This is a genomic window from Lysobacter soli, from assembly GCF_003382285.1.
Classification (GTDB): domain Bacteria; phylum Pseudomonadota; class Gammaproteobacteria; order Xanthomonadales; family Xanthomonadaceae; genus Lysobacter_J; species Lysobacter_J soli.
Genome location: NZ_QTJR01000012.1, coordinates 39906 through 64912, shown reverse-complemented (window position 1 = coordinate 64912; position 25007 = coordinate 39906). Strand labels below are relative to the sequence as shown.

Sequence of the window (25007 nt, the reverse complement as noted above, 5' to 3'; positions counted from 1 at the left end):
TATATGCAATGCGCGTGCCCACATCGTCGCGTGACCGCTCCCGGCGGTCCCACCAGCACGATCCGGATGCGGACCGGCCCGGCCGGCTCCGCGGCGCATTCAGCTTGCCCGCAGAAAACGCTGCTTGACAGCTTCCGCGCGGCTTGGAATAAAGGCGACTGGCGAAGTGCACGCACACGGCGGCATTCGCATGGGGGAATTCGAAAATGCTAGACGAGGTCCGCAACGGCAGCCTCGGCGGTCTGAAGGTCATGGTCATCGATGACTCGAAGACGATCCGCCGAACCGCCGAGACGTTGCTCAAGCGCGAGGGCTGCGAGGTGGTGACCGCCACCGACGGCTTCGAGGCGCTGGCGAAGATCGCCGATCAACAGCCGCAGATCATCTTCGTGGACATCATGATGCCGCGGCTGGATGGTTACCAAACCTGCGCGTTGATCAAGAACAACCACCTGTTCAAAGGCACTCCGGTCATCATGCTGTCGTCCAAGGACGGCCTGTTCGACAAGGCACGCGGTCGCATCGTCGGCTCCGAGCAGTACCTCACCAAACCATTCACACGCGAAGAACTGCTCGACGCGATCCGCACGCACGTAAACGCCTGACCGGGGGGTAGGGCACAAATGGCACGTATTCTTCTGATCGAGGACTCGCCGACCGACACGGCGGTCCTGACCCAGCTCCTGGAGCGCAACGGACATCAGGTCCTGGCCTCGGGCAATGCCGAGGACGGCATCGAGACCTGCAAGCGCGAGAAGCCGGACCTGGTGATGATGGACGTCGTGCTTCCGGGCATGAACGGCTTCCAGGCGACCCGCGCGCTGTCGCGCGACGCCGACACCAGCACCATCCCGGTGCTGATCGTCAGCACCAAGGGCATGGACACCGACAAGGCCTGGGGCATGCGCCAGGGCGCGCGCGACTACATCGTCAAGCCGCCGCGCGAGGACGAACTGATCGCCCGCATCAACGCCCTGCTGGGCGCCTGAGGCGGGACCGCGATGCTGCAGTCGCCCTTCGACGTGCTGGTGGACTACGAGCGCCGCAGCCTGGCGCACGTGGTCGGCCTGCCCGAACAGCTCGACGCCCCCGGCCTCTGGCGCGGCGTGGGCTATCGCATCGGCGCCCGCCGCCTCGCGTCGGGGTTCGGCGAAGTGCTGGAAATCCTGCCGCTTCCGCAGGTCACCCAGGTGCCGGGCGCGCAGCCCTGGCTGCTGGGTCTGGCCAACGTGCGCGGCAACCTGCTCCCCATCGTCGACCTCAAGCAGTTCCTCGAAGGCGAGCGCACCGTCCTGCACGAGAGCCAGCGCATCCTGCTCGTCCGCCAGCCCGGCGGCGACGTGGCGGTGCTGATCGACGAGCTCTACGGCCAGCGCAGCTTCCACGAGCAGCACCGCATCGAACTTTCGCCCGAGCAGGCCGACGACGAAGCCGTCGTCGCGCTGACGCAGGGCCGTTACGCGAACTTCGTCGAGCGCGGTTACCGCCTCGACGCACACACGTGGGGCATCTTCAGCCTGGACAGGCTTGCCCGCACTCCCGAATTCCGCCAGGCGGCGTCCGACATGCCGCACCGCATCAGCAACGTTGAGGTTCAACCATGAGCACTGTTATGGATAGCGCTGCCGGCAAGGGCCGCAATCTTGGCGTCAACACCTGGCTGATCGTGCTGGGCGTCTCGGTGCTCATCTTCGGTTTGAACACCGGCTACGCAACATGGAAGGCCGCGCGCCTGGGTGGTGCGAGCTCCTCGGCTTCCGACTTGCAGGTGAACTCGCAGAAGCTCGCCGTGCAGGGCCAGGAAGCGGTGAGCGGCGACGCCGCCGCGTTCGCCGCGTTCAAGGAAACGCGTTCGGCGATCGTGCAGGACGTCGAGCAGCTCAACGCCAACTTCGGCGGTACCGCCGGTGTGTCCGGCCCGATCCAGACCGTCACCAGCACCTGGGCGCCGCTGGGCAAGAGCGCCGACCAGGTGGTCGCGTCCGAAAAGGCCGTGCTGGCGCTGGCCGGCAACGCCGACAGCTTCTCCAGCCGCGTGCCGCAGCTGCAGGCGAGACTGGACGAACTCGTCCGCGCGATGTCGGCCTCCGGCTCGCCGTCCTCGCAGGTCTACATCGCCCTTCGCCAGGTCGTGCTGTCGGGCAAGATGGCCGAGCGCATCACGCAGATCCGCGCCGGCGGCAGCGGCGCCGCCCTCGCCGGTGAAGCGCTGGGTCGCGACGCGGCGGTGTTCGGCAACGTGCTGACCGGCCTGCGCAAGGGCGACGCCGCGTTCGGCGTGACCCCGCTGGGCAACGCCAACGCCATCGCCGCCCTCGGCCAGGCCGAGACGTTGTGGCTGGAAATGAAGAAGGACCTGGACGCGATCCTGTCCTCCTCGCAGAACCTGTTCGCCGCGCAGGCCGCGGCCGAGTCGATCACCGGCGGCTCCAACAAGCTGCTGACCGACAGCCAGGCGCTGTTCCGCGCCTTCACCTCGTTCGGCTCGGTGCGCAGCACCAACCCGATCGGCCACATCCTGGTGTCGATCGTTTCCGGCCTCATCGCGCTGTTCGCGATCGTGTTCCTGGTCGTCTCGCTGAACAGCCAGCAGAAGAAGCGCTACCTGACCACGAAGGAACTCAACGACCGCAACCAGGAGGCGATCATGCGCCTGCTGGACGAAATGGGTTCGCTCGCAGAAGGCGACCTGACCGTAAAGGCGACCGTGACCGAGGACATGACCGGCGCGATCGCGGACTCGATCAACTTCGCCGTCGAACAGCTGCGCAGCCTCGTGCAGACGATTACCGACACCTCGGTGCAGGTCGCCGCCAGCGCGCAGGAAACGCAGGCCACCGCCATGCACCTGGCCGAGGCCGCCGAACACCAGGCGCAGGAAATCAACTCCGCCTCCAGCCGTATCAGCGAAATCGCGGCGTCGATCAACCAGGTGTCGCGCAACTCGGCCGAATCGGCGGACGTGGCGCAGCGCTCGGTGCAGATCGCGACCAAGGGTGCGGGCGTGGTGCGCCAGACGATCGCGGGCATGGACAGCATTCGCGACCAGATCCAGGAAACCTCGAAGCGAATCAAGCGACTGGGTGAGTCGTCGCAGGAAATCGGCTCGATCGTGGAACTGATCAACGACATCTCGGAACAGACGAACATCCTCGCGCTGAACGCCGCGATCCAGGCGGCCTCGGCGGGTGAAGCGGGCCGCGGCTTCGCGGTCGTGGCCGACGAAGTGCAGCGACTCGCAGAACGCGCATCGAACGCGACCAAGCGAATCGAAACGCTGGTCCAGACGATTCAGTCCGACACCAACGAAGCGGTGTCCTCGATGGAACAGACGACGTCCGAAGTGGTCGCCGGTGCGCGACTGGCCGAAGACGCGGGTACGGCACTGGGCGAGATCGAAAAGGTGTCGAGCGACCTGTCCAACCTCATTCAGGGCATCTCGAGCGCGGCGCAGCAGCAGTCCAGCGCGGCATCGAACATTACCGCCACGATGAACACCATCCAGTCGATTACCGCGCAGACGTCGCAGGGTGCGAACCAGACCGCCGCGTCGATTGGAAACCTGGCGCAACTGGCCGCCGACCTGCGCCGCTCGGTCGCCGACTTCAAGCTGCCGGCCTGACGGGCGGATCGGAACAAGGTCGGTCACGATGAACAGCTTCAGCCCCGGATGGCGCCTCGGCCGCAGGTCGCGCCACCTTGCATCCATGCGAGGTGAGCGATGACCGTGATGCGCGAAGCCATCGACACCACCACGCTCGGCTGGATCAAGCCCGAGCTGGACGAAACCCTGCGCCAGGCCCAGCAGGAAATCGAGGCGTACGCCGAGAACCCGGCCGACGCCAGCCGCATGCGCCAGTGCGCCGAACAGCTGCACCAGGTGCACGGCACGCTGCGCATGGTCGAGCTGTACGCCCCGGCGATGGTGGCCGAGGAAATGGAGCGCCTGGCGCTCGCGCTGCAGCAGGGCAAGGTCGCCGACCGCGACGACGCCTGCGCGGCGCTGATGCGCGGCGTGGTCCTGCTGCCCGACTACCTGGAGCGCCTGCAGGGCGGCCATCGCGACATTCCGATCGTGCTGCTGCCGCTGCTCAACGAACTGCGCGCCACGCGCGGCGAGGCGGGCCTCAACGAAAGCGTCCTGTTCGCGCCGGACCTCGACCGTCCGCTGCCGGCGAACCTGCCGAGCGCGCTGCCGGCGGCCGCACCCGTTCGCGGTGCGACCTCGCCGCACCTGGCCGCCCTGCGCGATGCGCTGGCGAACTGGCCGGAAGACGGCAACCCGTCGCAGCCCGAGAAGCTTTCGACCGCGATCGACGGCCTGCTCGGCGAAGTCGTGCTCGAACCCGTGCGCCGCATGCTGTGGGTCGCTTCCAGCGTCGCCGGCGCCCTGCGCGACGGCGCGCTGCCGGCCACGCGCGCGCTGCGCCAGGCCTTCGGCGGCGTGGAGCGCGAAGCGCGCCTGATGCTCGCCGACGACGGCTTCGGCGCGCACCGCTCCGAACCCGCCGCCGAACCGACCCGCCAGCTGCTGTACCACGTCGCCCACAGCGACGGCCGCCACCCGGCGCTGGACGATCTGCGCCACACCTTCGAACTCGCCGCGCACCTGCCCAGCGAGTCCGAACTCGAACACGCCCGCGGTTCGCTGTCCGGCCGCAACCGCGCGCTGCTGGACACCGTTGCGGCAGCGATCAAGGAAGACCTGCTGCGCGTCAAGGACGCGCTCGACCTGCACCTGCGCACCGGCCAGACCGACGTCGCCGAACTCAAGCCGCAGGTGGAAGCGCTCGGCCGCGTCAGCGACACGCTCGGCATGATGGGACTGGGCGTCGCCCGCACCGTCGTGCTGCAGCAGCGAGATGCGATGCACGACATCGTCTCGGGCAGGCGTCCGGCCGATGAAGGCGCGCTGCTCGACGTCGCCGGTGCACTGCTTTACGTCGATGCCTCGCTGGACGACCAGGTCTCGCGCCTGGGCCTGCCCGACGCCGGCGCCGAAGACGACCTGCTCGCCGGCGAGGCGCGCAAGGTGCTCGACGTGCTCGTGCGCGAAGCCATCGCCAACTTCGGCGATGCGCGCCAGGCCTTCGTTGCGTTCGTCGAAACCAACTGGGATCACGCCGAACTGGCCGAAGTCCCGCGCGTGCTGGACGAAGTCGCCGGCGCGCTGCGCATGCTCGAGCTGCCGCAGCCGGCCGACTACCTCAGCGGCGTGAAGCGCTATACCGAGGTCGAGCTGATCGGCCGCAAGCGCGTGCCCAACGGCCAGCAGCTGGACACGCTCGCCGACGCGCTCGCCAGCCTCGAGTACTACCTCGAAGCGCTGCGCGAGCAGCGCCCGAACCGCAACCACATCCTCGACATCACGCGCCAGAGCCTGGAAACGCTGCGCTACTGGCCGCTGCCGGAATTCGACATCGCCGCCACGATGGCGCCGAGCTCGCCGATCAGCCGCGAGGAGCTGGCGCGCGTTCCGGACTTCGAACTGACCGACGAGATCACGCTCGGCACGCCGACCGCGCCGGCGTTCGACGCCAACGCGCTGGCGCCCTCGCCGACGCTGGCCGCCGAAGTGCCGGTCGCGCAGGTGGCCGCCGCGGCGCCGACCGCGCCGACTCCGGTGCCGGCTCCCGCGCCGGTCGCGAGCACGCCGCAGCAGATCGCCGCCGGCGGCTTCGAACACAGCGACGACATCGACGACGAGATCCGCGAGGTCTTCCTCGAGGAACTCGACGAGGAGATCCGTCATCTCGGCGACCTGCTGCCCGAATGGCACGCGTTGCCGGAAGACAGCGAGCGCCTGCGCCCGATCCGCCGCGTGTTCCACACGCTGAAGGGCTCCGGCCGCCTCGTCGGTGCCAAGACGCTCGGCGAATTCAGCTGGAAGATCGAGAACCTGCTCAACCGCGTGCTCGACGGCACGCGGCCGGCGAGCCCGGCGGTCATCGGCCTGGTCGGCCATGCCTACGCCACGCTGCCGCAGTTGCACGCCGCGCTGCGCAACGAAGGCGCCATCACCGCCGACCTGCCGGCGATGGAAGCCCACGCCGATCGCCTGGCCGAAGGCGACGAAACGCCGTACACGCCCGCGCCGCCCAAGGCCGAAGCGGTCGTGGAACCGGTGGTCGAGCCGATCGAGCCTGTCGTGGAGCCGGTCTTCGAGCCGCTGGCCGAAGAGATCACGCTCGAAGCGGTCAGCTTCGACGGCCTGGACGGCGCGATCGAAGTCGAGGAAATCAGCTTCGACGACGTGCCCGCGCCGGAGCTCGCGGCCGAAGACATCGCACCGGTGCTGGAGCCGGAACCGGGCGTGCCGGCATCGGTCGACTCGGTGCTGCTGGAAATCCTGGACGCCGAAGTCAGCGGCCACCTCGCGACGATCGAGCAGTGGCTGGCCGCATCGCAGCCGCAGCCGGCCGACGATGGCCTGCAGCGCGCGTTCCACACGCTCAACGGTGCCTTCGCGATGACCGAAGTGCCGGTGATCACCGAGATCACCGGTCCGACCGAGGTGTACGTAAAGCGCCTGCTGGCCTCCGGCCAGCCCGCCAGCGCCGAAGGCGTGGCCGCGATGGGCGAGGTCGCCGACGCGATCCGCCGCACGCTGGCGACGCTGAAGACGCCGTCCCCGCGGATCCCGGTGTTCGCCGGCCTTGCCGATCGCATGCGCGCCCTGCGCGACAGCCTGCCTGACGCGCGCCAGCCGATGCCGCAGGAAGCGGTCGAGGCCGAGCATGCGTTCACCGCGATCGACCTGAGCGAGTTCACCGACCTGGCCGCCGACGTCGGCCCGGACTACCTCTCCGATCCGGCCCACGCCGAGCGCATCGAGACCGAGCTGGCCGAAGCCCGCCGCATCGAGGCCGAGCGCGAGGCGATCGAGCGCGCCAACGCCGAGCGCATCGAAGTCGAACGCCTGGAAGCGGAGCGTTTCGCGCTGGAAGAACAGCAGCGCGAAGCCGAGCGCCTGGCGCTGCTCAAGCGCGAGGAAGATGCGCGCGCCGAAGCGGAGCGTCGCGAAGCCGAACTGCTCGCCGCCGAGGCCGCCGAAGCCGAGCGCATCGCCGCGGAGCTGGCCGAAGCCGCACGTGCGGACGCCGAGCGTGCCGCGGCGGAAGAAGCCGCGCGCATCGAGGCCGAGCGTCTCGCCGCCGAACACGCCGCTGCCGAAGAGGCCGCACGGGCCGAAGCGGAACGCGTCGAGTCCGAGCGCATCGAGGCCGAACGTCTTGCCGCCGAGCAGGCCGAAGCCGAGCGTCTCGCCGAAGAGCGTGCAGCCGAAGAGCGCGCCGAGCGCCTCGCCGCCGAAGCCGCGCATCAGGCTGCCGTCGAGGCCGCCATGGCCGAGCGCCAGGCCGCCGTCGCGCTGGCCGAACAGCAGCGCATCGAAGCGCAGCTGCTGGAAGCCGAACGCATCGCCACCGAGCGCCTCGAAGCCGAGCGCCTGGAAGCGGCGCGCATCGCCGACGAGGAAGCCGAGTACGCGCGCCTGGAGGCCGAATACGCCGAAGCCGATCGCGTCGCCAGCGAACAGCATGCGGCGATCGAAGCCGCTTCGCTGGAAGCGGCAGCCGTCGGCCACGCCTTCGTCGACGCGCCCGCCATCGGCGACATGCGCGACGAGCTGCCCGAGGCGCAGGAACTCACGCAGGACGCGCTGGCCGAGCTGCCTTCCGACGCGCCGGCGCACGACTTCGCCTCCATTCCGTCCATCGAGGCGCAGGAGCCGGCCGTGGCCGCGCTCATCGCGCAGGCGCTGGCCGGTGCCGACGATCCGGACGAAGCGCTGGACCTGAGCGAGCTCGACCCGGAACTGGTCGACATCTTCGTAGAGGAAGCCAGCGACCTGCTGGACCACTCCGACGGCCTGCTCGCGCAGCTGCGCGAGGCGCCGACCGAGCGCGAATCGCTGGTCGGCCTGCAGCGCGACCTGCACACCATCAAGGGTGGCGCGCGCATGGCCGGCATCATGGCCGTGGGCGAACTCGGCCACGCCATGGAATCGCTGCTCGAAGGCGTGGTGGAAAACCGCTGCGAACTCGGCCGCGACGGCGTGCCGCTGCTCGAGCGCGGATTCGACCGCCTGCATGCGATGGTCACCCGCGTCGGCGACCGCCGCGCGATTGCGATGCCCGAAGCGCTCATCGCCGAGTTCGACGCGCGTTCGCGCGGCGAGACGACGCTGGGCGACCTGGCCGCTGCCGCGCAGGCCGCCGCTCCGGTCGTCGCGACGGCGAAGCCCGCCGCGCCGGTCGTCGAGGCCGCGCACGACGAGCCGCATCACGTCGACCTCAAGCCGCTGTCGGCGCCGATCAGCGACCAGCCGCTGACCGACGACGACGACATCGGCGTGCGCGCCCCGCAGGAACAGGTGCGTATCCGCGCCGACCTGCTGGACCGCCTCGTCAACTACGCCGGTGAGGTCGCGATCTACCGCGCCCGCCTGGAGCAGCAGCTCGGTGCATTCCGTGGCGCCATCGCCGAAATGGCGGCGACGAACACGCGTATGCGCGACCAGCTGCGTCGTCTGGAAATCGAAACCGAAGCGCAGATCGTCGCGCGCTACCAGCGCGAGGGCGACGACGGCGAGCAGGCATTCGATCCGCTTGAACTCGACCGCTTCTCGACGCTGCAGCAGCTGTCCCGCGCGCTCGCCGAATCGGCGGCCGACCAGGTCAGCCTGCAGACCACGCTCGACGACCTGACGCGCCAGTACGAAACGCTGCTGCTGCAGCAGTCGCGCGTGAGCTCGGACCTGCAGGAAGGCCTCATGCGCACGCGCATGGTGCCGTTCGACGGCCTGCTGCCGCGCCTGCGCCGCGTCGTGCGCCAGGCGTCGGGCGAACTGGGCAAGCATGTCGCGCTCAAGCTCGACGGCACCCAGGGCGAACTCGACCGCAACGTGCTCGAGCGCATGACCGCTCCGCTGGAGCACATGCTCCGCAACGCCGTCGCGCATGGCCTGGAAACGCCGGACACGCGCAAGAAGGCCGGCAAGCCGGACGAGGGCACGATCCGCATCGCGGTGCGCCGCGAAGGTTCCGAAGTCGTGCTGGAAGTCGGCGACGACGGCGCCGGCCTCAATCGCGAGGCGATCCTGCGCCGCGGCCACGAGCGTGGCCTGGTGCCGGAAGGCGCCACGCTGTCCGACGCCGCGATCGACGCGCTGATCCTGGAACCGGGCTTCTCCACCGCCGAATCGGTCAGCCGCCTGGCCGGCCGTGGCGTGGGCATGGACGTCGTCGCCAGCGAAGTCCGCCAGCTCGGCGGCACGCTGGACATCGCGTCCGTCCCCGGCAAGGGCGTCACCTTCACGCTGCGCCTGCCGCAGACGCTGGCGGTCACCCAGGCCGTGTTCGTGCGCATCGGCGAGACCACCTTCGCCGTGCCGATCGCCTCGGTCCGCGGCGTGGGCCGCATCGCCCGCGATCGCCTGGACATGGTCGACGCGACCTACCGCTACGGCGGCGAGGACTACGCGGTGCACGACCTCGGCACGCTGGTCGGCCATGGCACCGCCAAGGCCGAAGGCGCGCTGCAGATGCCGCTGCTGCTGATCCGTTCGGGCGACCTGCGCGCCGCGGTGTGCGTCGACCAGGTCGTCGGCAACCGCGAAATCGTGGTGAAGCCGGTCGGACCGCAGGTGGCGTCGGTGCCGGGCATCTTCGGCGCGACCATCATGGGCGACGGCCGCGTGGTCGTGATCCTCGACGTCGCACCGCTGGTGCGCCGCCAGGCGCTGCTGCCGCGCGACCATGTCGTCGCGCCGGTCGCAACGGTCGAAACGCGTCGCGTTCCGCTGGTCATGGTGGTCGACGACTCGGTCACCATGCGCAAGGTCACCGGCCGCGTGCTTGAACGCCACAACCTCGAGGTCCTCACCGCGAAGGACGGCATCGACGCGCTGGAGCGCATGGTCGAGCGCGTGCCTGACCTGATGCTGCTGGACATCGAAATGCCGCGCATGGACGGCTACGAGCTCGCCACCGCGATGAAGGGCGACGCGCGCCTGCGCGGCGTGCCGATCGTGATGATCACTTCGCGTACCGGCGACAAGCATCGCCAGCGTGCGTTCGAGATCGGCGTGGAGCGCTACCTGGGCAAGCCGTACCAGGAGCCGGAACTGATGCGCAACGTGTACGACCTGCTGGGCATCGATGCGGGGGCGACGCGGAATGAGTGAGTCCTCCCGTCGCGCGGTCCTTCTGGCGCGACCGGGCGCAGCCTGCGAACGACTGCGTTCGGCCTTGTCCGACGCGGGCGCGCACGTCGTCCTGGAAGCCGATCCGACCACGCTGCAACTCGAAGCGCTGGGGCAGGTTGCGCCGCAGGTGATCGTCGTCGCGCTGGATCCGGTCACCGAGGACGTGATCGAGAAGTTCGATCCGGTGCTGGCCGATCCCTCGGTCGAAGTGATCTACGAGGAAGCCGCGCTGGCGGCCACGCGCGAGGGCTGGGACCTGGCGCGCTGGGCGCGTCATCTCGGCGCGAAACTGCACGGCCATGGCGACGTACTGCCGCCGGGCCATGAACCCGAAGGCATGGAACCGCCGGAGCCGATCGTGCAGCGTCCGGCCGAAGCCGTCGCTCCGGTCGCGCCCGTCGAAGCGCCGCGCGCCGTCGCGCCGGTGCAAGCGCCTGCCAATGCGCCGGCGCTCGTCGAGGCCGCTCCGTTCGCGGCGCTCTCGCTCGCTCCGGTCGAAGAGAGGCCCGTGGTGCAGGCCGCCGTGTCGCTCGATGCCGTTGAGCACGTGGCAGTCGCCGAACCCACACTGGAACTGACGGTCGACGAACAGCAGGTCCAGTACACGCACGAGGCCAGCTACAGCCCCTTCGATCCGGTCGCCGCCGAAGCCAGCTTCGACGACGAGCCGGTCGAACTGGCGCCGGTGCTGACCGACATCGAACTGACGTTCGCGTCCGACGCGCCGATGGTTGCGGCCGACGCCATCGACGTATCCGCCGAACTGGTCGTGCAGCCGTTCGAATCGAGCTTCGACTACGAAGTGGCTGAAACCACGACGCCGGTGTTCGAATCTCCCGTCTTCGACGCCCCAACGCTGGAAGCCTCGCTTCCCGAGGTCATCGAAACGCCCGTGTTCGACGCGCCGGCTGCGCCGGTGCTGATGTTCGAGGCCAGTCGCGATGGCGCGTCAGCGTCGGCTGCGCCGAAGCCGGAAGCGCCGGCCGCCCCCGATTGGTCGTTCACCGACGACACCACCGACGCCGCCGCGTCCGTCGCGCGCGACGCCGACCCGAACCACAAGTTCCAGCGCGACCTCGGCGACATCGAGCGACGCATTTCCTCGCTCGAACTGGTCGAGGACCGCGTCGTGGCGCAGCTGGGCGGCGCGATCCTGGTGCTTGCCGGCATCGGCGGTCCGGATGCGGTGCGCCAGCTGCTCGGCGGCCTGCCGGAAGAATTCCCGCGCCCGGTGCTCGTGCAGCAGCGCCTCGACGGCGGCCGTTACGACCGCCTCGTCGCGCAGATGCAGCGCGCCACGCCGCTGCAGGTGCGCCTGGCCGAGCCGGGCCTCATCGCCATGGCCGGCACGATCTACATCCTCCCGGCCGACATCGGCATCACGGTGAGCGAGTCGGGCATGCGCTTCGTCGAAGGCGGCGGCGACGTGCTCGCCATGCTGCCGCCGGGCGACTCCGCGGTGCTGATGCTCAGCGGCGCCGATCCGGCACAGGTCGATGCGGCGATGAAGCTGTCCGGCAGCGGCGCGCTCGTCGCCGGCCAGGCGGCGGACGGCTGCTACGACGCGGCCGCGGCATCGGCACTCATCGCGCGCGGCGCGCAATCGGGCCAGCCTGCCGACCTGTCGGCACGCCTGGCCGAACGCTGGCGCTGAGCGACAAGGAACACGACATGGCCACCGAACACGTCCAAGCTTCCGGCGCTTCCGAAAACGACATCCGGGGCGTCCTGATCCAGGTCGCCGGCGGGCGCCTGCTGCTGCCCAACGCGACCATCGCCGAGGTGCTGTCCTACGCCGAACCAGACGCCGTCGCCGGCGCACCGGACTGGCTGCTGGGCCGCATCCGCTGGCGCGGCTGGCAGCTGCCGCTGATCGCCTTCGGCCGCTTCTCGGGCCTCGCCAACGAGCGCGGCGGCCTGGGCAGCAAGGTCCTGGTGCTGCGCGCGCTGGGCGGAAACACGCCGGTCGAAGGTCGCCGCACTCCGTATTTCGCGCTGCTGACGCAGGGCTTCCCGCGCCTGGTCACCGTGGCCCGCGACACGCTGATGGTCGTCGACGACCACAACGCACTGCCCAACGGCGTGCAGGCGCGCGTGCTGCTGAACGAAGACGCGGCGTTCCTGCCCGATCTCGGCACGATCGAAGACCAGATCGGCATCGCGCTCGCGCAGGCGCAGGCCGCTTGAGCCGAACCCCGATGCCGGGGCTCGACAAGAAACTCGAACCTGCACCGCGCGCTGACGGGAACGCCGTCGGCGCGCAGCGTCGAAGTGCCGCGCGTTACGCCTCCGTCGACGCGCTGCGCGGCCTGACCGTCGCGGCGATGCTGCTCGTCAACAACCCCGGCGACTGGGGACACGTCTACGCGCCGCTTGAGCACGCCGCGTGGCACGGCTTCACGCCGACGGACCTGATCTTCCCGATGTTCCTCTTCATCGTCGGCGTGTCGATCGCGCTGGCGCTGATGCCGCGCGTCGAGCGCGGCGATGACCGCCGCGTCCTCACGAAGACCGTGCTCGTCCGCGGCGCACGCATCCTCGGCCTCGGGTTGCTGCTGCACGTGTGCGCGCTGTGGGCGTTCGACCTGGCGCACTACCGCGTGCCGGGCGTACTGCAGCGCATCGGTCTGTGTTTCGCAGCGGTCGGCGTGCTTGCGCTGCACACGCGGCAACGCACGCAATGGGTGGCCTTCGCCGCGCTTCTGCTGGCGTATGGCGCACTGCTCGCGGCAGGCGGCACGCTGGAGCCGTTCGTGAACATCGCCAGCCGCATCGACCACGCACTGCTCGGCGTTCACGTATACCAGCTCGATCCGGCGACCGGTCGCGGCCACGATCCCGAAGGGCTCGTCAGCACGCTCGGGGCATTGGCGACGACGCTGTTCGGCCTGCGCGCAGGCGACTGGCTGCGTCGTGGCGACCGCCGCACGCTGGTGATCGCAGGTGCACTCGCGATCGCAGCGGGCCTCGCGTGGTCGCTGTTGCAGCCGCTCAACAAGAACCTGTGGACGCCGTCGTACGTGCTGTGGACCGGTGGCCTCGCGTGCTGGATCCTCGCGCTGTTCCACTCGCTCATCGACCTGCGCGGCTGGCCGCCGGTAGGCCGCACGTTCGGCGTGAATGCGATCGCCGCCTACGCCGGCTCGGCGTTCATGCTCTACGCGCTGGTCGCCTTCGGCTGGCTCGATCCGCTCTACCAGCATGCGTTCGCCAGCTGGATCACGCCGCGGTTCGGGCCGTATGTCGCGTCGCTGGCGTACGCCGTCGCCTTCGTGCTGGTGTGGTGGATGGTCGTGCGGGTGCTGGATGCGCGGAAGGTCTACTTCAAGATCTGATCAGGGCAGGAGCCCATTCGATGGAGTTCATCAGGCGATTCCACGACAGCGGCGATCTGGCCGACGTTCGGGAGCTGTTGAGGAGCAAAGGCATCCCAACGCACGTAGCGCCGGGCGGGGGCCGTAGTCCCAGCTTCTGGGCGCTGTTCTGCTGCATCAACGAACAGGCTGACGATGTTCGCCGGCTGCTGCACGACCCTTCGCACGAACCGAGTCTGAAGGTGGATGCAGAAGCGTTCGAGGCGATGCTGGAGCACACGGACACTTCGCTGCTGACTCGCTACGCGACCGTTGTCGCCACCGTCGTGTTCGTCCTCTTCGCCTTTCTGGTGGCGCTGCTCTCGATGCGTTATCACTGAGCGTCGCCGCGTCGTACGTCAACACTCAGGCGAAATCCCCGAACTTCGCCTGCAACGCCGCAATCGCCGCCAGCCCCGCGGTTTCGGTGCGAAGAATGCGGGGGCCGAGCTTCAGGCCGCGGAAGCCCGCCGCGCGCAGTTGCGTCCGGTCGAGGTCGGACCAGCCGCCTTCCGGGCCGATCGCCACGTACACCGGTTGAGAGACATCTAGATCGAGCGTGCCGAACGAGAACTCGCCTTCCGGATCGAGGATCAGGCGCAATCCACCCGCCGGAAGCGCGGCCAGCGCGGCCGAAAGCGACACCGGCGCGACGACCTCCGGCACGAACGCACGGCCGCTCTGCTCGCACGCCGACGATACGACGCTGCGCCAATGCGCCAGCCGCTTCTCCGCGCGCGCCTCGTCGAGCTTCACCTCGCTGCGCTGCGACCACAGCGGATGGAAGGCGGTCGCGCCCAGCTCGGTGGCCTTCTGCAGTATCAGGTCCATCTTCTCGCCGCGCGCCACGCCCTGCAGCAGCACGAGCTTCAGCGGCGATTCGCGCGAAACCGGCTCGGAAGATTCGATCGCGACGCGCAGTTCGCGCTTGGTTGAGGACACGATGCGCGCGGCGTAATCGTGGCCGTCGCCGTTGAACAGTACGCAGGCATCGCCGACGCCCAGGCGCAACACGCGCACGAGGTGCGCCGCCGCGCTTTCGGGCAGCGCGACTTCGCGGCCGACGCTGAGCGATTCGTCGACGTGGACGCGGGTCAGGCGCATGCGGCTTCCTCGATGGCGTGGTCGATCGCCGCACGCGTGGTGTCGGCGAGCAGTTGCAGCGCGTCGTCGTCGACGCAGTACGGCGGCATCCAGTACAGCACGTCGCCGAGCGGGCGCAGCAGCACGCCGCGTTCGAGCGCGGCGCGATATGCGCGAAGGCCGATGCGCGCGCCTGCATCGAACGGCGTGCGCTTGTCGCCACGGCGCGTGAGTTCGAAGGCGACGATCATGCCGGCCTGGCGCACGTCGGCGACGTGCGGATGGTCCGCGAACGGCGCAGCGAGCGTCGCCATGCGTTGCGACGTATCGCCATTGCGCACGATCACGTCGTCCTGCTCGAGGATCGCCATCGATGCCAGCGCCGCCGCGCATGCGAGCGGATTGCCGGTGTAACTGTGCGAATGCAGGAACGCCTTCTCGCGCGATACGTCGAGGAAGCCGTCGTAGATCGACTGCGTCGCGAGCACCGCCGCCAGCGGCAACGCGCCGCCGGTCAGGCCTTTCGACAGGCACAGAAGGTCGGGCTGCACGCCGGATTGTTCGGACGCGAACAGCGTGCCGGTGCGGCCGAAACCGACGGCGATCTCGTCGCAGATCAGGAACACGCCGTGCGCGTCGCACAGTTCGCGCGCACGCTTGAGGTACGCCGGATCGTGCATGCGCATGCCGCCGGCGCATTGCACCCGCGGTTCGAGGATCAGCGCGCAGACTTCGCCCGCGTGGCGTTCGAGCAGCTCCGAGAGCGCGTCCGCGGCGCGATGCGCGCGCTGCGCCGGCGTTTCGCCTTCCTCGCACAGATATGCGTCGGGCGAGGGAGCGAACATCGCCTCGGCCAGCAGCGGCGCGTAGACGCGGCGATACAGCGGGATGTCGCCGACCGCGAGCGCGCCCAGCGTTTCGCCGTGGTAGCCGTTGTCCAGCGCGATGAACTTCGTGCGCCCGTCGATGCCGCGATTGCGGAACCAGTGGAAGGCCATCTTCAGCGCGACTTCGACCCCGGCCGAGCCGTTGTCGGCATAGAACACCTTCGCCAGCGGTTCGCGGCCGGCCTCGCGCGGCGCGATGGACAGCAGCTTCTCGGCGAGTTCGACCGCCGGCGCGTGCGAGACGCCGGCGAGGATCACGTGCTCCAGCGTCGTCGCCTGGCGCGCGATCGCCGCGGCGATGCGCGGCTCGGCGTGGCCGAAGAGGTTGGTCCACCAGCTGCTTATCGCGTCGAGGTAACGGCGTCCGTCGCGGCCGATCAGCCATGCGCCTTCGCCGCGCTCGACCGGCAACAGGGGCAGGGTGCCGGCGGGATCGAGGTGTTCGCGCATCTGCGTGCACGGGTGCCAGAGCACCGCCAGGTCGCGCTCGCGCCAGGCGGCCGCCGTGTCGTCGCGCGCTATGATGTGGTCCATTCGCTGCATCCCGCCATTCTAGCCGCGCGACCGGCCGGGACCTTCCACGCCCGACGCACGCGCCCGCTCGGATGGCATTCCGGAGCCCGCATGTCGCGTCGTCTGCCCACCATCCACCGCATCACCGAACACGACGCCGGCCCGTACCGGCTCGAACGCCTCGACCTGGAATTCGCCAACGGCGAGCGCCGCCACTACGAGCGCCTGCATGGGCGCGGGCACGGCGCGGTGGTCGTGGTGCCGATGATCGACGAGGACACCGTGCTGCTCGTGCGCGAGTACGCGGCCGGCGTGCATCGCTACGAGCTGGGACTGGTGAAGGGCCGCATCGACGCCGGCGAGACGCCCGAGCAGGCGGCCGATCGCGAACTGAAGGAAGAAGCCGGCTACGGCGCGCGCGACGTGCGCGTGCTGCGCGCGCTGACGCTCGCGCCGACGTACATGAGCCACCAGGCGCACCTGGTGATCGCGCGCGATCTGTATCCCGAGCGCCTGCCCGGCGACGAACCGGAAGAACTCGAAGTCGTGCCGTGGAAGCTCGACGCACTACACGAACTGATCCTGCGCGAGGACTTCTCCGAAGGCCGCAGCATCGCCGCCCTGTTCATCGCCCGCGAGTGGCTGAGGATGCAATCCCGATGACGTCACCTCTCCCCGATGCCGCGATCCGCGAGGATGTGATCGCGCTGGCGCACGATGCCGCCTCCGCGATCCTCGGCATCTACGACAGCGAATTCGCCGTGCAGCACAAGGACGACGATTCGCCGCTCACCGCCGCCGATCTCGCCGCGCATCGCTGCATCGTCGACGGGTTGGCGCGGATCACGCCCGATATTCCCGTGCTGTCGGAGGAGTCCGCGCACGAGGTTCCGACCGCGACGCGCCGGCAATGGCAGCGCTTGTGGCTCGTCGATCCGCTCGACGGCACGCGGGAGTTCGTCAAGCGCAACGGCGAGTTCACGGTGAACATCGCGTTGATCGTCGATGGCGTGGCCGTGTGGGGCGTCGTGCAGGCGCCGGTGACGGGCGAGCTGTGGCATGGCGGTGCGAACATTGGCGCGTTCCGTCGGCTGGGCTCGGGCGAAACCGCGATCCGCGTGCGCGCGCCGGCCACCGCGCCGCTGCGCGTGGCAGCGAGCCGTTCGCATCGCGACAGCCGCACGCAGGCGTTCATCGACCGCATGGGCGAGACCGAGCCGGTCGGGCTCGGCTCGTCGCTGAAATTCTGCAAGCTCGCCGAAGGCACGCTCGACGTGTATCCGCGGTTCGGCCCGACCAGCGAATGGGACACGGCCGCCGGCCAGTGCGTGCTCGAAGGCGCGGGCGGCGCGGTGCTCGATCCGCTGGGGCGCCCGTTCCGCTACAACCAGCGCGAGCGGATCCTCAACGGCGACTTCATCGGGCTGGGCGATGTGGCGCTGCCATGGCGGGAATGGGTGGCGCCGTAGTTCCCGGACGGCATGATCCCCGGGATGCATGGATTCCCGCCTTCGCGGGAATGACAGCCGAAACACGCAGCAACGCTCAGCGGAACGAACACGTGCACAACCCCGACGACATCCAATACCTGCTCCACATCATGTCCCGCCTTCGCGATCCGGTAGGTGGTTGCCCGTGGGATCTGGAACAGAACTTCGCCACGATCGCGCCGTACACGATCGAGGAGGCGTACGAAGTCGCCGACGCGATCGATCGTGGCGACCTGGCGGACCTGAAGGACGAACTCGGCGACCTGCTGCTGCAGGTGGTCTTCCATGCGCAGATGGCGTCGGAGCAGGGCGCGTTCTCGTTCGGCGACGTCGTCGCGGCGATCTGCGACAAGATGGTGCGCCGGCATCCGCACGTGTTCGGTGATGCGTCGGTGGAAGACGCCGACGCGCAGACCGTCGCGTGGGAAGAACAGAAGCGTCGCGAGCGCGAGGCAAGCGGTACCGAAGACCGTTCCGCGCTGGCCGGCATCGCGCGCGGCCTGCCCGAATGGCAGCGCGCGACGAAGCTCCAGAAGCGCGCCGCGCGCGTGGGATTCGACTGGCCCGATGTGACGCCGGTGTTCGCCAAGCTGCACGAGGAAATCGACGAAGTGCGCGCCGAATTCGCCGCGCTCGACGCGAATCCCGACGATGCCGCCGCACGCGACCGGCTGGAGGACGAGATCGGCGACGTGCTGTTCGTCTGCGCGAACTTGGCACGGCACGCGAACGTCGACGTGGGTGCCGCGATGCGTCGCGCGAACCTCAAGTTCGAGCGGCGTTTCCGCGCGATGGAGGCGTTGGCGCAGGCCGACGGAACATCGCTTGCCGACCTGCCGCTGCAGGCGCAGGATCGCCTCTGGAATCGCGCCAAGGCCGACGAAAAGGCCTGAGCGCCGGCCGCAGCGCATCGTCACGAGAGGACCGCATGTCGCGCTTTTCGAGCTTCCGCGAGTTCTACCCGTTCTACCTGAGCGAACACAGCCACCGCACCAGCCGGCGGCTGCATTTCATCGGCAGCTGCGGCGTGCTGGCGCTGGCCGCGCTGGCGATCGTGCGGGGCAACGCGTGGTGGCTGCTGGCCGCGTTGCTGTGCGGCTATGGCTTCGCGTGGGTCGGGCATTTCTTCTTCGAGAAGAACCGGCCGGCGACGTTCAAGCACCCGTTCTATTCGTTCGTCGGCGACTGGGTGATGTTCAAGGACATCCTGAGCGGGAAGATCCGGTTTTAGGACGCGCCGCCCGGGTTCCACTCAATCAAGGAAGATCAGCCAGGCCGCCACGACGATCATCGCGAAGCCCGCCCAGTGGTTCCACTTCAGCGGCTGGCCGAGATACCACGTCGAGAAGCCGGCGAAGACCAGTAGGGTGATGACCTCCTGCATGCCCTTGAGCTGGGGCGCCGAGTAGACTGCGCTGCCCATGCGGTTGGCGGGCACCATCAGGCAGTACTCGAAGAAGGCGATGCCCCAGCTGGCGAAGATCGCCACCGCCAGCGGCGCCGATTTGTACTTCAGGTGCCCGTACCAGGCGAAGGTCATGAAGACGTTCGAGCCCAGCAGCAGGGCGATGGGAAGGATGCGTTCAAGGGGCATGGTAAGGATTCGCTAGGGTTTCGTTCAGTTTGTGTGGGGGGCCTTCACGGCCTCTCCACTCGCGGCCCGGCAGCCTTCACAAAGCTGAAGCGTCGGGAGGTTTTGCATGCAGGGTACCGGAACACGAGATGGCGGCCTGGTCCTCATTGTCGAGGACAACCGGAACATCTCCGAGATGGTCGGTGAATACCTCGAAGGCCGTGGATTCGAGGTCGATTACGCGAGCGACGGCCTCGACGGCTATCGGCTGGCGACGGAAAACAACTACGACGTCATCGTGCTGGACCTGATGCTCCCGCGCATGGACGGCGTGGAGCTGTGCAAGAAGCTGCGCGAGGAAGCGCGCAAGTCGACGCCGGTGCTCATGCTCACCGCGCGCGACACGCTCGACGAAAAGCTCACCGGCCTGGGCGCCGGCGCCGACGATTACCTCACCAAGCCGTTCGCGATCCAGGAACTCGAAGCGCGCCTGCGCGCGCTGATCCGCCGCGAACGTCGCCAGGTGGGCGGCGAGGTGCTGAAGGTTGCCGATCTGGTGCTCGATCCGGCCAGCCTGCGCGTCACGCGCGGCGGCAGCGAGCTGCAGCTCTCGCCGATCGGCCTGCGCCTGCTGACGATCCTCATGCGCGAATCGCCGCGCGTGGTGAGCCGGCAGGAAATCGAGCGCGAGATCTGGGGCAACGGCTTGCCGGATTCGGACACGCTGCGCAGCCATCTGTACAACCTGCGCAAGACCATCGACAAGCCCTTCGACAAGCAGCTGCTGCACACCGTGCAGAGTGCGGGCTATCGCGTGGCCGACATCTCCCAGCCGCCCGAGTAATCGCACCACATGGCGCACGGACTTCCGCGCAGGATCAAACTCGCGTTCATCACGCAGGCATTGATCGGCAGCATCGTGATCACGGTGGGCATCCTGCTCACCGGCGTCATCGTGCGCCAGAAGGTCGTGGAAAAACGCGTGGAGCAGGAGGCGGAGGCCTTCTGGCAGGCCTACGCGCAGGATCCCTCGCACCGCCTGCCGGGCAGCTCGACGATGTCGAGCTACCTGGTGGTGCCGGGCAACCTGCAGGCGCCGCTTCCGGCCGAACTGCGCAGCGTCACCGGCAGCGGCGTGCAGCGCCTGCCCGACAGCGGACGCCTGGTCTACGTCGATCGTCGTCCGCAGGGCACGCTGTACATCATCTTTTCCGCATGGCTCGCCGATCAGTCGGTGCTGCTGACCGGACTGGTGTCGCTGATCCTGTCGCTGGTGACCAGCGGCGTGCTGATCTGGATGACCTACCGCACGTCCAAGCGCATGGTCACGCCGGTGAGTTGGCTGGCAAACCAGGTCGCGCACTGGGATCCGCGCGATCCCGACGCGAGCGCGATCGCCTCTGCGCATCTGCCGGCCGAAGCGGGCGACGAGGTGCGCAAGCTGTCGCGCGCGCTGACCGGCCTGTCGCAGCGCGTGGGCGATTTCGTCCAGCGCGAGCGCAACTTCACCCGCGATGCGAGCCATGAGCTGCGCACGCCGCTGACCGTCATCCGCGTCGCCACCGACCTGATGCTGGCCGATACGGAGAACAGCTCGCGCACGCGGCGTTCGCTGTCGCGCATCCAGCAGGCCGGGCGCGACATGGAGGCGGTGATCGAGGCGTTCCTGATCCTCGCGCGCGAAGCGGATGTCGCGCCGCAGAGCGAGGAGTTCGAGGTGCGCGAGATCGTCACCGCCGAGGTCGAGCGCATTCGTCCGCTGCTGGGCGACCGTCCCGTCACCGTCACCCTGCACGACGAAGGCGCGCCGCGCCTGGTCGCGCCGCCGCACGTGCTGCGGGTGATGGTCGGCAACCTGCTGGGCAACGCCGCGCGCTTTACCGAATCGGGCGAGATCGAGGTCCGCCTGATGCCCGACCGCGTGGTGATCCGCGACAGCGGTATCGGCATGTCGCCGGAAATCCTCGCCAAGGCGTTCGATCCGTTCTTCCGCGCCGATTCGGCCGACAGCGACGGCAAGGGCATGGGGCTGTCGATCGTGCGCCGGCTCGGCGAACGCTTCGGCTGGCCGGTGAGCCTGGCCAGCGCGCCGGGGCAGGGCACGACGGCGGTGATCCGGTTCACGCGGTAATGCGCGCCAGCGCTCGGTAATCTTCGGCGTCAGCCCGGTATCCGCCGGATGACGCTGGGCTCGGCTGAACGATTCCGCCGACCCGCTGTCAACGCACTGGCCGCTGGTGCGTTCGCGCCGGCATAACCCTTCGATCGAGCCCCATGAGCGCAGCCCGCCCGTCGTCCCGCAATGCCCGCAAGCCCACGCCCTGGATCCGCCACGGCATCGCCGCCGCGGTGGTGGTCGCCCTGATCGCGGGCGGCGTGTACTTCTACACAAAGCGCGGTAGCGATGCGGCCGAAGGCGCGTTCCGCACCGTGCAGGTCGAACGCGGCGATATCCGGGTCGCGATTTCCTCAACCGGCACGCTCAGCGCGATTTCCACCGTCACCGTCGGCAGCCAGGTGTCCGGCCAGGTGACCGACGTGCTGGTCGACTTCAACGATCCTGTGACCCGCGGCCAGGTCATCGCGCGCATCGACCCGAAGACGTACGAGGCGCAGATCGCGCAGGGCAACGCACAGGTCGCCAGTGCGCGTGCGTCGCTGAGCCAGGCGCAGGCGACGCTGCTCAACGCCGAACTCGATTACAAGCGCAAGGCCGATCTCGGCGCGCGCCAGCTCGTCGCGCGCAGCGACGTGGATCTTGCGAAGGCCGCGCTCGACCAGGCGCGCGCGCAGGTCAACGCGGCGCAGGCGTCGATCCGCCAGCAGGCGGCGTCCACGCAGACCACGCAGGTCAACCTGGATCGCACCGTGATCCGCTCGCCGGTGGACGGCGTGGTGCTCACGCGCAGCATCGAGCCCGGCCAGACCGTGGCTGCGAGCCTGCAGGCGCCGGAGCTGTTCACCATCGCCGAGGACCTGGCGAAGATGAAGATCGAACTGGCCGTCGATGAAGCCGACATCGGTCAGGTGCGTACCGGGCAGAACGTGTCGTTCACCGTCGATGCGTTTCCGGACCGCCAGTTCCGCGGCACCGTCGAACAGGTGCGCCTGTCGGCTACGACTACCAATAACGTCGTGACGTATCCGGTCGTCGTCACCGTCGACAACAGCGACGGCACGCTGCTGCCGGGCCTCACGGTCAACGCGGAAATCGAGGTCAGCAAGCGCGAGGACGTGCTCAAGGTGTCCAATGCCGCGCTGCGCTTCAAGCCGTCCGACGACGCGCAGTCGGCGACGCCTGCAGCGCCGGGCGCGGGTGGTCCGCGCGGCGGCTCGGGCATGCTCGACGACCTGTCGCGCACCGCGGCGTCGATGAACTTGAACGCGAACCAGCAGGCGGCGTTCGACACCGCGGCCGAAGCCGTGCGCGCGCGCCAGGCCGCGCGACAGGCGCAGGCGTCCCAGCAGGGCGGCGGCGGTGGCAATCGATTGTTCGGCGGCGGCGGTGGCCGCGGCGGCCCGGGCGGTGCCGGTGGTCCCGTGATGATCGGCGGCCCAGGCGCCGGCAACATGCAGGCGCAGATGCGCCAGCGCATGGCCGACCGCTTCAAGGAAGACTTCGCCACCTTCCGCGCGACGCTCGACGACGCGCAGAAGAAACAGTGGGACGCCGCCATCTCCAACCTCGTCAACGCCAAGCGCGTGCAGATCTACCAGCTGGTCGACGGGGCGCCGCAGGGCGTCATGGTGCGCCTGGGCGCTAGCGACGGCACCGACACGGAAATCTCGGGCGGCGGCCTCAAGGCCGGCGATCCCATCGTCACCGGCGAACGGGCCGCGCGCGAATGAGTGGCGCCTCACAGGGAAGCGATGCACGTGATGCCGCAGCCGCGCCGGTGATCCTCACCCGCGCGCTGAGCAAGACCTACGCCGCGCACACCGAAGCCGAGGTGCAGGCGCTGCGCGGCGTCGACCTGCGCATCGATCGCGGCGAATTCGTCGCGATCATGGGGCCATCCGGGTCGGGCAAGTCGACGCTGATGAACCTCATCGGCTGCCTCGACACGCCCACCTCCGGCGTCTACGAATGCGACGGCGTCGACGTCTCCACGCTCGATCCCGAAGACCTCGCTGCGCTGCGCCGGGACAAGATCGGTTTCGTCTTCCAGGGCTTCAACCTGCTGCCGCGCATGAGCGCGCTGGACAACGTCGCGATGCCGCTCGGCTACGCGCGCGTGCCGCCGCACGAACGTACCGAGCGCGCGCGCGAGGCACTGGTATCGGTCGGCCTGGGCGAACGCGTCGGCCACCGCCCGAGCGAACTGTCCGGCGGCCAGCAGCAGCGCGTGGCGATCGCGCGCGCGCTGATCAACCGGCCGCCGATCCTGCTCGCCGACGAACCGACCGGCGCACTGGACAGCAAGACGGGCGAAGAGATCCTCGCGCTGTTCAAGCGCCTGCGCGACGACGACCACACCGTCGTGCTGATCACGCACGACGCCGATGTCGCCGCGCACGCCGATCGCGTGTACGTCATGCGCGACGGCGAACTGCATCCGGAGGGCGCGGCATGAACTTCTCCGACATCCTGCGCACCGCGATCTACGCGCTGCGCGGCAACTGGATGCGCAGCGCGCTGACGTCGCTGGGCGTGATCATCGGCATCGCGGCGGTGATCGTGATGGTGTCCGTCGGCCAGGGCACGCAGCAGGAAATCGACAAGATGGTGTCGGGCCTGGGTTCGCAGCGGCTCGACATCAGCCCCGGCGCGGGTCGGGGTCCCGGCGGTGGCGGCGTGCGCATGAGTTCGTCGAGTTTCTTCACCCTCAACGAGGGTGACGTCGACGCGATCCGCAACGAGATCCCCGAAGTGCAATACGTCGCCGGCGCCCTGCGCGGCAACACGCAGGTCGTCTACGCGGAGAACAACGCGTCCACGAGCTGGCAGGGCGTGCAGGCCGATTTCTTCGACATCAACGGCTGGACGATCGCGAACGGTTCGGGCTTCGACACGCAGGATTACACCAGCGCGGGCAAGTCGGTGATCATCGGCGAGACCGTGCGGCGCACGCTCTTCGGCGACGAAACCGGCGTCGGCCAGACGATCCGCCTGGGCCGCGTGCCGTTCACCGTGGTCGGCACGCTCAATCCGAAGGGGCAGGGCGGTTTCGGCCAGGACCAGGACGACGTGGTGATGGTGCCGCTGGAAACCGCGCGTCGTCGCCTGATGGGCGCGATGGGCCTGCCGTCCGGTGCGGTGATGCAGATCGCGCTGACCGTGGCCGATGCGAAGGACCTGTCGTACACGCAGGGCGAAGTCGAAGCGCTGCTGCGCCAGCGCCATCGCATCAAGCCGGGCGAGGAAGACGACTTCAACGTGCGCAACATCTCCGAGATCGTCGCCACGCGAACGGCGACGACGCGGCTGATGTCGCTGCTGCTGGGCGCGGTGGCGACGATCTCGCTGATCGTCGGCGGTATCGGGATCATGAACATCATGCTGGTGTCTGTGACCGAACGGATCCGCGAGATCGGCCTGCGCATGGCGGTGGGCGCGGGACCGTCGGACGTGCGGCGGCAGTTCCTCGCCGAGGCGATGCTGCTGTCGCTCGGCGGCGGCGTGCTGGGCATCGTGATCGGCGTCGTCGGTGCGCTGGCGGTCGGCCGCTTCAGCGACCTGCCGGTAGCACTGAACGGACAGGTCATCGCGCTCGCGGCGACGTTCTCGATCATGACCGGCCTCTTCTTCGGCTATTACCCGGCGCGCAAGGCCTCGCAGCTGGATCCGATCGAGGCGCTGCGCCAGCAGTGAGGACGCGGGATGTCGTAAGACATCCCGGCCGAGGTTCGCCAGACCGCGACTCTGTCGCATGGGAAAAAGTCGCTATGCTCGGCCGGAGT

21 protein-coding genes are annotated in these 25007 nt (G+C 69.0%); 18 read left to right on the top strand and 3 right to left on the bottom strand.

Annotated features, from left to right (window positions below; all coding sequences use genetic code 11):
• Window positions 1–206: 206 nt before the first annotated feature.
• The 9 genes from pilG (at window position 207) to DX912_RS14895 (ending at window position 13901) form a co-directional block, all read left to right on the top strand.
• Window positions 207–605, top strand: a complete 399-nt coding sequence (gene pilG / locus DX912_RS14955) for a twitching motility response regulator PilG (RefSeq protein WP_115843698.1) — start codon at window positions 207–209, stop codon at window positions 603–605.
• 18 nt (window positions 606–623) lie between these two features.
• Window positions 624–989 (top strand): response regulator, encoded by a 366-nt coding sequence (locus DX912_RS14950; protein WP_115843696.1) that lies wholly within the window; start codon window positions 624–626, stop codon window positions 987–989.
• 15 nt (window positions 990–1004) lie between these two features.
• Window positions 1005–1604 carry a chemotaxis protein CheW gene (locus DX912_RS14945; protein WP_181902855.1) on the top strand — a complete coding sequence of 200 codons (600 nt, stop codon included), beginning with the start codon at window positions 1005–1007 and terminating at the stop codon, window positions 1602–1604.
• Window positions 1601–3622, top strand: a complete 2022-nt coding sequence (locus tag DX912_RS14940) for a methyl-accepting chemotaxis protein (protein ID WP_115843692.1) — start codon at window positions 1601–1603, stop codon at window positions 3620–3622. The genes DX912_RS14945 and DX912_RS14940 overlap by 4 nt, the downstream gene beginning before the upstream one ends.
• A 99-nt stretch (window positions 3623–3721) precedes the next feature.
• Window positions 3722–10186, top strand: a complete 6465-nt coding sequence (locus DX912_RS18645; RefSeq protein WP_233433606.1) for an Hpt domain-containing protein — start codon at window positions 3722–3724, stop codon at window positions 10184–10186.
• Window positions 10179–11861, top strand: a complete 1683-nt coding sequence (locus DX912_RS14910) for a chemotaxis protein CheB (protein ID WP_147298655.1) — start codon at window positions 10179–10181, stop codon at window positions 11859–11861. Before DX912_RS18645 ends, DX912_RS14910 begins: the two co-directional genes overlap by 8 nt.
• A 17-nt stretch (window positions 11862–11878) precedes the next feature.
• Window positions 11879–12394 (top strand): chemotaxis protein CheW, encoded by a 516-nt coding sequence (locus DX912_RS14905; RefSeq protein ID WP_115843688.1) that lies wholly within the window; start codon window positions 11879–11881, stop codon window positions 12392–12394.
• Window positions 12391–13542: an acyltransferase family protein gene (locus DX912_RS14900; RefSeq protein WP_267896524.1), complete on the top strand. Its 1152-nt coding sequence runs from the start codon at window positions 12391–12393 to the stop codon at window positions 13540–13542. The genes DX912_RS14905 and DX912_RS14900 overlap by 4 nt, the downstream gene beginning before the upstream one ends.
• 20 nt (window positions 13543–13562) lie before the next feature.
• Window positions 13563–13901 carry a hypothetical protein gene (locus DX912_RS14895; RefSeq protein ID WP_115843685.1) on the top strand — a complete coding sequence of 113 codons (339 nt, stop codon included), beginning with the start codon at window positions 13563–13565 and terminating at the stop codon, window positions 13899–13901.
• 25 nt (window positions 13902–13926) lie between these two features.
• Here the strand turns inward: DX912_RS14895 and DX912_RS14890 are convergent, their stop codons facing one another.
• Both DX912_RS14890 and bioA read right to left on the bottom strand, forming a co-directional pair.
• Window positions 13927–14664, bottom strand: a complete 738-nt coding sequence (locus DX912_RS14890) for a 16S rRNA (uracil(1498)-N(3))-methyltransferase (protein WP_115843683.1) — start codon at window positions 14662–14664, stop codon at window positions 13927–13929.
• On the bottom strand, window positions 14655–16064 hold the full coding sequence (gene bioA, locus DX912_RS14885; protein WP_115843681.1) for an adenosylmethionine--8-amino-7-oxononanoate transaminase: 1410 nt from the start codon (window positions 16062–16064) through the stop codon (window positions 14655–14657). Before bioA ends, DX912_RS14890 begins: the two co-directional genes overlap by 10 nt.
• 90 nt (window positions 16065–16154) lie before the next feature.
• On the opposite strand from bioA, the gene nudE reads away from it, so the two are divergent.
• Genes nudE through DX912_RS14865 form a run of 4 tightly spaced genes read left to right on the top strand, consistent with a single transcriptional unit; the run spans window position 16155 to window position 18764 of the window.
• The gene (nudE, locus tag DX912_RS14880; protein ID WP_115843679.1) at window positions 16155–16706 is read left to right on the top strand and encodes an ADP compounds hydrolase NudE; all 552 of its coding nucleotides are present in this window, start codon (window positions 16155–16157) and stop codon (window positions 16704–16706) included.
• Window positions 16703–17512, top strand: a complete 810-nt coding sequence (gene cysQ, locus DX912_RS14875) for a 3'(2'),5'-bisphosphate nucleotidase CysQ (RefSeq protein ID WP_115843677.1) — start codon at window positions 16703–16705, stop codon at window positions 17510–17512. Before nudE ends, cysQ begins: the two co-directional genes overlap by 4 nt.
• A 50-nt stretch (window positions 17513–17562) precedes the next feature.
• The gene (gene mazG / locus DX912_RS14870) at window positions 17563–18426 is read left to right on the top strand and encodes a nucleoside triphosphate pyrophosphohydrolase (protein ID WP_115843675.1); all 864 of its coding nucleotides are present in this window, start codon (window positions 17563–17565) and stop codon (window positions 18424–18426) included.
• A gap of 35 nt (window positions 18427–18461) precedes the next feature.
• Complete coding sequence (locus DX912_RS14865) at window positions 18462–18764, top strand: Mpo1-like protein (RefSeq protein WP_115843673.1); 303 nt, start codon at window positions 18462–18464, stop codon at window positions 18762–18764.
• 21 nt (window positions 18765–18785) lie between these two features.
• Here DX912_RS14865 and DX912_RS14860 read toward each other — a convergent pair whose 3' ends face one another.
• Complete coding sequence (locus tag DX912_RS14860; RefSeq protein WP_425477955.1) at window positions 18786–19136, bottom strand: DMT family protein; 351 nt, start codon at window positions 19134–19136, stop codon at window positions 18786–18788.
• A gap of 97 nt (window positions 19137–19233) precedes the next feature.
• On the opposite strand from DX912_RS14860, the gene DX912_RS14855 reads away from it, so the two are divergent.
• The 5 genes from DX912_RS14855 (at window position 19234) to DX912_RS14835 (ending at window position 24918) form a co-directional block, all read left to right on the top strand.
• Window positions 19234–19950, top strand: a complete 717-nt coding sequence (locus DX912_RS14855; protein WP_115843669.1) for a response regulator transcription factor — start codon at window positions 19234–19236, stop codon at window positions 19948–19950.
• Between the two features lie 9 nt (window positions 19951–19959).
• Entirely contained in the window at window positions 19960–21237 is a 1278-nt protein-coding gene (locus DX912_RS14850) for a sensor histidine kinase (protein ID WP_115843667.1), read from the top strand.
• Window positions 21238–21380: 143 nt separating this feature from the next.
• The gene (locus DX912_RS14845) at window positions 21381–22955 is read left to right on the top strand and encodes an efflux RND transporter periplasmic adaptor subunit (RefSeq protein ID WP_115843665.1); all 1575 of its coding nucleotides are present in this window, start codon (window positions 21381–21383) and stop codon (window positions 22953–22955) included.
• Window positions 22952–23680, top strand: coding sequence for an ABC transporter ATP-binding protein (locus DX912_RS14840; protein WP_115843663.1), 729 nt, complete (start codon window positions 22952–22954; stop codon window positions 23678–23680). Before DX912_RS14845 ends, DX912_RS14840 begins: the two co-directional genes overlap by 4 nt.
• Window positions 23677–24918, top strand: coding sequence for an ABC transporter permease (locus DX912_RS14835; RefSeq protein WP_115843661.1), 1242 nt, complete (start codon window positions 23677–23679; stop codon window positions 24916–24918). The genes DX912_RS14840 and DX912_RS14835 overlap by 4 nt, the downstream gene beginning before the upstream one ends.
• Window positions 24919–25007 lie beyond the last annotated feature (89 nt).